Origin of the sequence: Microbispora sp. H10830 (assembly GCF_014161375.1) — a bacterium.
Lineage (GTDB): Bacteria > Actinomycetota > Actinomycetes > Streptosporangiales > Streptosporangiaceae > Microbispora > Microbispora catharanthi.
The window spans coordinates 360,309-370,291 of record NZ_JABBWX010000010.1; the positions used below are offsets into that span (position 1 = coordinate 360,309).

Sequence of the window (9,983 nt, forward strand, 5' to 3'; positions counted from 1 at the left end):
ACGCTCCCGCGACATTCCTCTTCCCTCCTCCGCGTCTCGTCGCGGAGGCTCGTCCTTGTTCGGAGCCCACCATGGGAGCGATCACGCGTGGCACCTTCGCCGTCGTGGTCCTGAGCGCCGTGCTGTCCTCGCTGTTCGTCGCCTGGTACGGCCCGGCCCGCGCCACCGAGACCGGCGCCACGGCCGTCAGCCGGACGCAGGCCAGGTCACGTGTCGTGGTGCGGCGGGCCGCCGCCGCACCGGCGCGGGCCGCGGTCGCTCCCGCGCGGGCAGCCGCCCCCGCACAGGCGGCACCGGCGCAAGCAGCACCGGTGCAGGCCGCTCCCGCGCGGGCCGCCGTTCCCGTGCCCGAGGTGACGGTCACCGTGACCGTCACGCCGTCGCCGTCCCCCTCGCCGGGCCGGATCAGAGTGGGCTACGTCCCCCAGCGCGGCGCGTACGGCGCCACGTCCACCGTGCGCGACCTCGACACCAGCGGGCTGGCGGGCAGGCTGACCCACGTCCTCTACGCCTTCGCGAACATCGACCCCGGCTCGCTGACCTGTCTCACCGGGGTCACCCGGCCGCTCGCGCCCGACCCGAACGACCCCGACCAGGGCGACGGCGCGGGCGACGCCTGGGCCGACTACCAGCGCGGTTTCACGGCCGCCGAGTCGCTGGACGGCGTGGCCGACCCCCCGGACGCCTCGCTCGCCGGCAACTTCAACCAGCTGAAGAAGCTCAAGGCCCGACACCCCGGCCTGAAGGCATTGATCTCGATCGGCGGCTGGACCTACTCCAAGTACTTCTCGGACGTCGCGCGGACCGCCGCCACCCGCCAGAGGTTCGTCAAATCCTGCCTCGACGCCTACATCAGGGGCGACCTGCCGGGCGTCGAGGGCAGGGGTGGCCCGGGCAGCGCGGCGGGCGTCTTCGACGGCATCGACATCGACTGGGAGTGGCCCGGCGGCGAGGGGCACCTGGGCAATCACACCGGCGTCGACGACAGGCGGAACCTGACGGCCCTGCTGGCCGAGTTCCGCGCGCAACTCGACGCGCTCGGTGCGGCCACCGGCCGCCACTATCCGCTCTCGGTCTACCTCCCCGCCGACGACGATCGCGTCGAGGCCGGCTTCGACCTGGAGAAGCTGGTCGGCCTCGTCGACTTCGTCAACGTGCAGAGCGACGGCAGGCATGCCGTCCGCGAGGGTGCGATCCTGCGCTGACCTCGCTTCGCCCGCCGTGAGCCGGTGGCGCACGGCGGTCACAGCGTGCTCGCCTCAGCCGTGCTCACCTAAGCCGCGCTCGCCTCAGCCGTGCTCGCCTTAACGGACGAGCAGTCGGCCCTTAACGCGCGCATAACCCGGTCCCGCGCCTCCACCGGCGATGACACGGTTCGTTAGGAACGCTGTCGAATTGGGTCTTGTGAACCAGCGACCGCGAAGCTACGATCCGTACAACTCTTAGGAAACTTTCCTAAAAGAACGACTCGGGAGCCGGAAATGGTCCTTCCTCAGCCCTAGCGTCTTCCTCTCGCGTCCCGTCACCAGACGCCCTTGAGTGCCGTACGGCCGGTGCTGTTCCGATCGGCCGCCTCCGTCAGGCGCCGGCCGTACGGATTCCCATGACCTCCCCGTTCACCCCCCACAGAGGTTGTGTCCATGCAAACCAGGTACGTCTGGCGTGCGCTCGCCGCGATGGCCGCACTCGCGCTCGCTCTCGTCGCGCTGCCCGCCGAGGCCGCCACGGTCAAGGCCGTCTTCTCGGCCGACTCCGACTGGGGCTCCGGCTACCAGGGCCGCTACACCCTCACCAACACCGGGACCGCCGCGATCTCCGGATGGACGGTCGAGTTCGACCTTCCCGCAGGCTCGTCGGCCGGGTCCTACTGGGACGCGCTGATGACGCGTTCCGGCGACCACTACACGTTCAAGAACCGTGAGTACAACGGCGGCCTGGCCGCCGGCGCCTCGACGACGTTCGGCTGGGTGAACAGCGGACCCGGCAAGCCGGCGAACTGCCGCCTGAACGGCGGCCCGTGCGACGGCGCGACGACCTCGCCGTCCCCCTCGCCGAGCGCGTCCCCCAGCGCGTCTCCGAGTTCGCCGCCGCCCGCGCCCGGTGCCCTGCGCACCGCGCCGTACGTGGACATGGGCGCCTGGCCCACCCCGAGCCTGAGCGCGATGGCCTCGGCCTCCGGCCTGAAGAGCTTCACACTCGCGTTCGTCACCGCGTCGGGCTGTAAGGCGATGTGGTTCAACGCGTACGACCCACGGCAGCAGTGGGCCAAGGACCAGATCGACGCGATCCGGGCAGGCGGCGGTGACGTCAAGGTGTCCTTAGGCGGCGCGACCGGCATCGAGCTCGCCCAGGCGTGCACGGACGTGAACGCGCTGGTAGGCGAGTACGACGCGGTCGTCACCGCCTACGACCTGAAATACATCGACCTCGACATCGAGGGTTCCGCGGCGGCCGAGCCCGCGTCCATCGCCCGCCGGTCGCAGGCGCTCGCCCGGCTTCAGCAGGCCCACCCCGACCTGAAGATCTCCCTCACGCTGCCCGTGCTGCCGAGCGGCCTGACCGCCGACGGCCTCAACGTGGTGCGGTCCGCCCGCGACGCCGGGGTCAGGCTCGACGCCGTCAACGTCATGGCCATGGACTACTACCAGTCCGTCGACTACGGCGACGCGGCGGTCCAGGCGGCGAACAGCACCTTCGCACAGCTCAAGAGCCTGTATCCCAGCCTGTCCGACGCCCAGGTGTGGCGGATGGTCGGGGTCACGCCGATGCTCGGGCAGAACGACGACGGCCGTGTCTACAACCAGGACGACGCCCGCCAGCTCGTCGCCTTCGCCAAGGACAAGCACCTCGGCCTGCTGGCCTTCTGGGAGACGACCCGCGACCGCAACGCCTGCACCGGCGCGCTCTACTCCTGCACCAACATCCCCCAGTCGCCTTACGAGTTCTCCAAGATCTTCGCTTCGTACACGGGGTGAGGCACATGAACAAGCTCATCGGCCTGGGCGCGGCGGCGTCCCTCGCCTTCGCCGGCCTGCTCACGGCGACGTTCACCGGCCCGGCCCGTGCCGCCGACATCACGGTCAATCCGGGGTTCGAGTCGGGTCTGTCGGGGTGGACGTGCGCGTCCTCCGCGCAGGTGGTGCCGAGTCCGGTGCACGGCGGGTCGAAGGCGCTGTCGGCGACACCGGCGGGCAGTGACTACGCGCGGTGCCAGCAGACGATCAGCGTCGAGCCGTCCACGACGTACGCGCTGTCGGCGTGGGTCCAGGGCAACTACGTGTTCCTCGGGGCGACCGGCGCGGGGGTGAACGCCCAGACGTGGGGGTCGCCGGGATCGTCGTGGTCGCAGCTGTCGACGTCGTTCACCACGGGGTCGTCCACGACGAGTGTGACGATCTACGTCAACGGCTGGTACGGCCAGGGCGCCTACTACGCCGACGACGTCGTCCTCGACGGCCCCGGCACCCCGGCCTCGCCCTCTCCATCCCCCTCGCCCTCCATCAGCCCGTCCCCATCACCGTCGCCGTCCCCGTCGACCTCACCGAGCCCGCCGCCGCCGGGCGGGAAGCGACTGCTGGTCGGCTACCTGCACGCCTCGTTCGCCAACGGCTCCGGCTACGTGCGGATGGCCGACGTCCCCGACGCGTGGGACATCATCGACCTGGCCTTCGGCGAGCCGACCTCGCCCACCTCCGGCGACATCCGGTTCACCCGCTGTCCGGCCGCGGAGTGCCCGAGCGTCGAGAGCGACGCGGATTTCGTCGCGGCCATCCGCGCCAAGCAGGCGGCCGGCAAGAAGGTGCTGATCTCGATCGGAGGCCAGAACGGGATCGTCCAGCTCACCACCACCGCCGCCCGGGACAAGTTCGTCCAGTCCGTCGCCGCGATCATCGACAGGTACGGCCTGGACGGCCTCGACATCGACTTCGAGGGCCACTCGCTGTCGCTGAGCCCCGGCGACACCGACTTCCGCAACCCGACCACCCCGGTGGTCGTGAACCTCATCTCCGCGATCAAGACGCTCAAGGCCAGGTATGGCGCGAAGTTCACGCTCACCATGGCCCCCGAGACGTTCTTCGTCCAGCTCGGTTACCAGTTCTACGGCCCGGGTCGGAACGGGACGGCCGACGCCCGCTCCGGGGCGTACCTGCCCGTGATCCACGCGCTGCGTGACGATCTCACGCTGCTGCACGTCCAGGACTACAACTCCGGGCCGATCATGGGCCTCGACAACCAGTACCACACGATGGGCGTGGCCGACTTCCACGCCGCCATGACCGACATGCTGCTCACCGGCTTCCCCGTGGCCGGTGGCGCGACCTTCCCGCCGCTGCGTCCCGACCAGGTCGCGATCGGCCTGCCGGCCGCGCCGTACGCCGGCAACGGCTACACGAGCACGGCCGAGGTGCAGAGCGCCTTCGGCTGCCTGGCGAAGGGGACGGGCTGCGGTTCCTACCGGCCGCACGGCGTCTTCCCCGGCCTGCGCGGCCTCATGGCCTGGTCCGTCAACTGGGACAAGTACAACGGCTCCGAATTCTCCCGTTCCCACAGGGCGTATCTCGACGCCCTGAAGTGATCCCCCCACCCACCCCCCAACCCTTGCGAGGAAGAATGCAGCTTCGCTTCGGTACGGGCCGGCGCGCCAGGGCGGCCCTCGCCCTGCTCGCCTCCCTCCTCCTGGCCGTCGCCGGACTGGTCGCGGGAACGGCCGCGTCCGCCTCGGCGGCCCCGAACAGCGTGGTCATGCTGGCTTACCCGGCATGGGCCCCGAACACCTGGTACGCCATCGGCGCCCGGGTGACCTACAACGGCGTCGACTACGAGTGCATCCAGGCGCACACGTCCCTGACCGGCTGGGAGCCGCCGATCGTCCCGGCGCTCTGGAAGCAGGTCAGCGGCGGCGGCAACCCGAGCCCGACGCCTCCGTCCGGCGCGCCGGGCAAGCCGGGCAACCCGGCCGTCACCGGCACCACGAACTCGTCGATCTCGCTGTCGTGGTCGGCGTCGAGCGGCACGGTGACCGGCTACCGCGTCTACGAGGGCACCTCGGTCAAGGCGACCGGCAGCGGCACCAGCGCCACGATCTCCGGCCTCGGCACCTGCACCACTCACACGTACACCGTCAAGGCGTACAACTCGAACGGCGAGTCCGCGGCGAGCGGGTCGGTGACCGGCACCACCACGGGCTGCCCCACGAGCGGCGGGAAGCTCCCCGGCGCACCGTACCTGTACGAGGGGTGGGGCAACCCGCCGAACCCGGCCACGGTCATGAACGCCACCGGGGTCAGGCAGTTCACGATGGCCTTCATGCTCTCCGGCGGCGGCTGCACCCCGGCGTGGGACGGCTCCCGCCCGCTGTCCGGCAGCGCCGACGCCACCGCGATCTCGCAGATCAAGGCCGCGGGCGGCAATGTCCAGATCTCCTTCGGCGGCTGGCAGGGCAACAAGCTCGGTCCCAACTGCTCCAGCTCGTCCGCCTTCGCCTCGGCCGTCCAGCAGGTCGTCAACGCCTACAACCCGGCCGCGGTCGACTTCGACATCGAGAACACCGACGAGTTCGAGAACGAGGCCGTCCAGGACCGCATCCTCGGCGGTTTGAAGATCGTCAAGCAGAACAACCCGAACGTCAAGGTCGTCGTCACCTTCGGCACCAGCACGACAGGCCCGACCTACTACGGCACCCGGCTGATCAACCAGTCGAAGGCGCTGGGCGTGAACATCGACAACTACACGATCATGCCGTTCGACTTCGGCGGCGGCGCGAACATGTACCAGAACACGGTCAACGCGGCCGAGGGCCTGAAGAACGCGCTCAAGGCGGCGTGGGGCTGGACCGACGCCCAGGCATACGCGCACATGGGCATCTCGGGCATGAACGGCCTGTCCGACCAGCAGGAGCTCACCTCCGTGGCCACCTGGACCCAGATCCGCGACTGGGCCAAGTCGAAGGGCCTGGGCCGGCTCGCCTTCTGGGCGGTCAACCGCGACCGCGGCTGCGCGGGCGGCGGAGTGGTGTCGAACTGCAGCGGCATCGCGCAGAACGACTGGGACTTCACCAGGATCACCGCGGGCTTCTGACCCGTCCACCTGTCGACGGTCAGAGGGATCCGGGCACGGCCCGCCGGACCCGGATCCCTCGCCGCCCGCACGCGATGTGAGCGCGGACCGATGCGAGTCGGGCGCCCATGAGCAGGCGGCCGGTCCGGCGGGGACGACCCCCCTACCCGCCGTGCCGGTCGCCCCCGTGCGTGGGGGCGAGCAGGCCGATCAGCATCCCGACGATCACGGCCACGGCAAGGGTGATCCACAGGCGAATTTTCATGAAGTCTCCTGGATGTAACGCTCCGTGGTCACAATACCCCTAATCGTGACGGATCGCGATGGCTGGACGGCCGAATCCGGGATCGAGTCGCCTGTTTTGCCATTCGTCGGGCAGGCTTGGCACCGTCATGGAATACGCGATCCCCACCAGCATCGTCCTCGTCGCCGGCGTCGTGCTCGCGCTCGTCGCCCAATGGAAGGGCTGGCGGCCGTCTCTGGCCGTCACGCTCACGCTCGGCATCGCCGTACGCGTGCTGATCATGGTCTTGTCGGCCAGGGACACCCAGTGGCAGCCGGTCGACTACGTCAACAGCTTCCAGCCCGCCGGCGTGGCGATCCTCGACCACCGCGATCCGGTGCTCGAGAGCAACGGCGGATGGCACTTCCTCCCGACGATCCCGTACATGTACGGCCTGCTGCTGTGGCTGGGCATCCCGTGGGAGTACGCCGGCCGCATCGTCACCGTCGTCGCCGACGTCGTGCTGATCCCGCTGGTCGGCAAGCTGGCCGGGGCGCGGACCGAGAAACTGCGCGCCTTCCAGTACGCCTGCAACCCCCTCGCGATCCTCGTCGCCTCCGTGCACGGCCAGGTCGAGCCGGTCTCCCTGGTCTTCGGGGTCGCGGCGTACGTCGTGGCGCGCGGCCCGGGCGAGTGGCGGCGGCCCGAGCCCCTGCCGTGGGCCCGCATGCGGTTCGCGAACCGCGACCTGCCGCTGCCCTGGATTTCGCCGGGCGAAATCGTGCGGCGAATCGTCCACCCGTCACAGGAGGACCGCGCGGCGACGGGCCGGGCCGTATGGGCGGGTCTGCTCATGGGGCTCGCGCTCTGCGCGAAGAGCTGGCCGGTGATCCTCGTGCCGGCCCTGCTGATGTTCCTGCCCGGGCTGCGCAGCCGCCTGGTCTCGCTGGTCGCGACCGGTGTCTCGCCGGTGTTCTTCCTGCTGACGCTCCCGATCGGCGGCTGGACGGAGTGGCGGCAGCTGCCCGAGGTGCTCAACACCATCGGGCTGCGGCCCAGCGACGTCCGTCCGATCACGGGCGACTTCGGCTGGACCACCCTGGTCAGCGGCGGCAACTGGAACCTCGACCCGCTCCCGGCCAGGATCGGGCAGTACATGATCTACGCCGCGATCGTCGCCTGCCTCGTCTGGTGGCGCAAGGCCGACCCGGTCGACGTCACGATCGCGATCCTGCTGTCCTTCATGATCTTCACACCGCGCCTCGGCGCGCAGTACCTGCTGTGGTTCATGCCGTTCCTGGTCGCCCGGCCCACCCGCTGGGCCTGGCCGGCGATCCTCGGCAGCACGTTGTGGGCCGCGATCGGCTACATCGTGCTCACCCAGTTCCACGGGCCCAAGTGGGGCGAGCTGCACGCCCCCTGGGCGATCAGCTCGCTGGTGCTGCTCCCCGTGCTGATCGCGGCCATCCCATGGCGGCGCAGGTACGCGGAGACCACGCCGGTGCCGGTGCCGGGGGAGAAGAAGACCGTCCCCGCCGCCTGAGACGGGGGTCCCGCCGGTCTCAGGTCACGATGAGGCGGACCATGTGGCCATGGCTCTTGAAGCCGGGCGGGTCACCGTCGAGCATTCCGGTCACGCACTCGAACACGCCCGGTGAGGCATGCCGTACGAAGAAGACGGTCTCGGCGATCGCCGACAGCAGCCGGATCACGTCGCGCTGCACGTGGACGCCCTCCCTGTCGCCGGCCAGCGAGACCGTCACCTCGTACACGCCGTCGTCGAGCAGACGCTCACCGGTCAGGAGCCACTCCGACCCGCACGCACGGCGCAGGTGCGGGAGCAGATGCGCCTCGGGCTCCTCCGTCACCCAGCCGTCCCGTGCCATCGCGTCGAGCAGGGCGGACACCTGTGGCTCCATCGCCGAGGCGTCCGCGATTCCGGTGAGGCGCTCGTCGTCGTCCCATCGCCGCATGATCAGACCCTAAGCCGGAGCACGGCGGCGCCGCCCGCAGACGCTCCGTGTCGGCGCCCGTCGACGACCCTGGCCATGACTGCGTCCGGAATGTGTCGGACGGCTGCGAGGCTGACGCCGCACGGCGGAGCAGGGGATGGCCGGATGGCCTCAGCGGGGGTCGGGCTGTTCCGGCCGCGGGTCGGGGTGGGACCCCGGAGAGCGTTCAGGTAACCGCCCGGAGATGAGCGCGGCGGCCCAGGAGCCGTCCGGATCGCTGTCGACGAGCAGGGCACGGACGAGCAGGCTCAGCGGGATCGCCAGCAGCGCGCCGAGCGGACCGAGCACCCACGCCCAGACGATCAGCGAGAGGAACGTGGCCGTGGTGGACAATCCCACGGCGTCACCCAGGAACTTCGGCTGGATGAACGACTGGATCACCACGTTGATCGCGATGTACGCCACGATCACCAGCAGCATCGTCTTGGGCCCGCCCTCCAGCAGCCCGAGCAGCGCCGGTGGGATGAGGCCCAGGATGAACCCGATGTTCGGGATGTAGTTCGTGATGAGGGCGAGCACCCCCCACAGCAGCGGGAGCGGCACGCCCAGCACGTACAGTGCGATCACGTCCAGGACCGAGCAGATGAGGCCGAAGACGGTGGAGACGATCAGGTAGCGGCGCGTCCTGTTCGTGAAGGTCTTGAGCGCGCGGGCGAGGGCGGGCCGTTCGGCCGAGGCGGCGTCGACGATCCGGGCGAACACGGGGGCGTCGAGGCTCATGGCCAGCAGCAGCACGACGATCAGGAACAGGCTCGACAACACTCCCAGAAGGCTGCTCAACACGCTCTGGGCGACGCCGATCAACTTGCCGAAATCGAGCGACGACAGCGCCTTGTTGAGCTGTTCACTCCCGTAGCCGAGGCCCGCCGCCCAGTGCTGGAGGTCGGCCACCATCGCGTTGAACTGGTTCGCGTACGTGGGAGCCAGGATCGCGAGTTGCGCGGCGGCGAGGCTGAGCACCGCGACCATGCCGAGCAGGACCAGCAGCACCACGGCGAGCGGGACGGCCACCTGCAGCCATACCGGAGAGTTGTGGCGGGCCAGCCAGCCGCGTACCGGAGAGACGGCGATGACGAGGGTCAGCGCCAGGACGACCGGGCCGACGATCGAGCCCACCGCCTGGACGCCGGCGAGCGTTATCACCGCGGCAGCGGTACAGACCAGCACGATCAGGGCGCGAGGGAACCCCTGTCGAGTCACGTCCTGTTCCTACCCCTTCTCCAGGTGAAAAGGCTGTGCAAGGTGGATCAGTCGTAGCACGCCCCGGCCCCTACCCTTGTCCGGGCGGGCGAGTCGTGACGGGAATGAAGCCGGGCCTCACGCCGTTCGATCCGTGCGGAACTTCCATCCGGTGGATGACCTGCGGGAATAGGTCTCCGGCCGGCTGCGTTGGAGCCTAGCCGGGCCAAGTCGTCGGCAGGCCCTGGTAATCTTGTGGTGTCGGCGCGGTTCGGCGCACTCCTCTTCGATCACTTCGGTGGTTGTCTTGGTGTGCGCGGGTTGATTGCCGGCGGCTCCTCTCGCTTTTCGATCTTCTTGGTTCGGTGGTTTTGCGCCGGGCTGGGGGTTCGGGTAAGTTAGAGGGGTTGCCCCGGAAACGGGGTGGTCGAATTCCTGTCGGTCGGCGGGTTTCGGGTCAAATAAGTCCCGGTGGGGCGGATTTGACACGGAAGAGCCGGTCGGGAAGAATT

Annotated in this window: 7 protein-coding genes and 1 pseudogene; 6 read left to right on the top strand and 2 right to left on the bottom strand. The window is 69.7% G+C overall.

Features of this window, described 5'->3' with window-relative positions; genetic code table 11:
* The first annotated feature begins 71 nt into the window (after positions 1–71).
* From HHX35_RS25975 to HHX35_RS26000, 6 genes and pseudogenes are all read left to right on the top strand, one after another.
* A complete protein-coding gene (locus tag HHX35_RS25975; RefSeq protein ID WP_182901310.1) occupies positions 72–1,205 on the top strand; it encodes a glycoside hydrolase family 18 protein in 1,134 nt (377 codons plus the stop codon).
* 47 nt (positions 1,206–1,252) lie between these two features.
* Positions 1,253–1,330, top strand: a pseudogene (locus tag HHX35_RS45195) (pentapeptide repeat-containing protein); the annotation flags it as partial.
* Positions 1,331–1,640: 310 nt separating this feature from the next.
* Entirely contained in the window at positions 1,641–2,975 is a 1,335-nt protein-coding gene (locus HHX35_RS25985; protein WP_182901311.1) for a cellulose binding domain-containing protein, read from the top strand.
* Positions 2,976–2,980: 5 nt separating this feature from the next.
* Complete coding sequence (locus HHX35_RS25990) at positions 2,981–4,576, top strand: chitinase (RefSeq protein ID WP_182901312.1); 1,596 nt, start codon at positions 2,981–2,983, stop codon at positions 4,574–4,576.
* A gap of 35 nt (positions 4,577–4,611) precedes the next feature.
* Complete coding sequence (locus HHX35_RS25995; RefSeq protein WP_182901313.1) at positions 4,612–6,078, top strand: carbohydrate-binding protein; 1,467 nt, start codon at positions 4,612–4,614, stop codon at positions 6,076–6,078.
* A 371-nt stretch (positions 6,079–6,449) separates the two neighbouring features.
* On the top strand, positions 6,450–7,823 hold the full coding sequence (locus tag HHX35_RS26000) for a hypothetical protein (protein WP_182901314.1): 1,374 nt from the start codon (positions 6,450–6,452) through the stop codon (positions 7,821–7,823).
* Between the two features lie 19 nt (positions 7,824–7,842).
* On the opposite strand, the gene HHX35_RS26005 is transcribed toward HHX35_RS26000, so the two are convergent.
* Together HHX35_RS26005 and HHX35_RS26010 are read right to left on the bottom strand one after the other, a co-directional pair.
* Positions 7,843–8,253: a hypothetical protein gene (locus HHX35_RS26005; RefSeq protein ID WP_182901315.1), complete on the bottom strand. Its 411-nt coding sequence runs from the start codon at positions 8,251–8,253 to the stop codon at positions 7,843–7,845.
* Positions 8,254–8,403: 150 nt separating this feature from the next.
* Complete coding sequence (locus HHX35_RS26010) at positions 8,404–9,492, bottom strand: AI-2E family transporter (protein WP_182901316.1); 1,089 nt, start codon at positions 9,490–9,492, stop codon at positions 8,404–8,406.
* Between the last annotated feature and the right edge of the window lie 491 nt (positions 9,493–9,983).

Excerpts from the sequence above, each read along its gene's own strand:
- HHX35_RS26005 (WP_182901315.1), bottom strand. The coding sequence starts at position 8,253 with ATGCGGCGATGGGACGACGACGAGCGCCTCACCGGAATCGCGGACGCC.
- HHX35_RS25985 (WP_182901311.1), top strand. The coding sequence starts at position 1,641 with ATGCAAACCAGGTACGTCTGGCGTGCGCTCGCCGCGATGGCCGCACTC.
- HHX35_RS25990 (WP_182901312.1), top strand. The coding sequence starts at position 2,981 with ATGAACAAGCTCATCGGCCTGGGCGCGGCGGCGTCCCTCGCCTTCGCC.
- HHX35_RS26000 (WP_182901314.1), top strand. The coding sequence starts at position 6,450 with ATGGAATACGCGATCCCCACCAGCATCGTCCTCGTCGCCGGCGTCGTG.
- HHX35_RS25975 (WP_182901310.1), top strand. The coding sequence starts at position 72 with ATGGGAGCGATCACGCGTGGCACCTTCGCCGTCGTGGTCCTGAGCGCC.
- HHX35_RS25995 (WP_182901313.1), top strand. The coding sequence starts at position 4,612 with ATGCAGCTTCGCTTCGGTACGGGCCGGCGCGCCAGGGCGGCCCTCGCC.